The organism is Herbiconiux daphne (assembly GCF_024979295.1).
In the GTDB taxonomy this organism is placed as follows: Bacteria; Actinomycetota; Actinomycetes; order Actinomycetales; family Microbacteriaceae; genus Herbiconiux; species Herbiconiux daphnes.
The window spans coordinates 1-527 of record NZ_JANLCJ010000793.1; the positions used below are offsets into that span (position 1 = coordinate 1).

The 527-nt window shown below is 43.3% G+C and carries 2 protein-coding genes; both read right to left on the reverse strand.

What is annotated here, in order from left to right:
* A partial coding sequence (locus tag N1032_RS27725) for a hypothetical protein (protein ID WP_259543954.1) occupies window positions 1-277 on the reverse strand: 277 nt, incomplete at its 3' end.
* Between the two features lie 53 nt (window positions 278-330).
* The coding region (locus N1032_RS27730) for a hypothetical protein (RefSeq protein WP_259543955.1) at window positions 331-527 on the reverse strand (197 nt) is incomplete at its 5' end.

The following is a 527-nucleotide window of genomic DNA, read 5'->3' on the forward strand; positions in this document are numbered from 1 at the left end:
GCTTTGTCACGGGGTCAGGGTGATTCTTCACAGCATATTCAGCATCACTTGCCGTGTATTTGTATTCAATCGGGTTGCCTATCACAGCTAATCGGTGTTCACCCTGTTCAATGGTCATATATGCTGCTGCATGACCTTCACAATCAATTGCATAGTTTTCAGCGTGTGCAGACAATGACAGCAGAGTGATAACCCCTGCAATTATTTTAGCTTTCATCTTATTGACTCTGTGTTGTTCAAGTGCTTGCAGAGTAGCTAAGTCTTCAGGGTTTTGCAAGTGTGCTGAAGTCTGGACAATAAAAAAGGGCGCTTAATCGCGCCCCTGTGAAGTCATTCGTTATACCTGAACTTGAAGTCAGCAATGGTTGTTTCTTTCTCTGCTGCTTCTGCTATTGCCTCTGCAAGTTGCTTATAATAATTCTCTACACCTACCCTTTCAACTTCTTCTATTACAGCCTTTAAAGGGGCGCAATATATTTCGGGGTGGCCTTTTTCAGAGACTTTATTGTTAGGCGGCAACTGTGAAG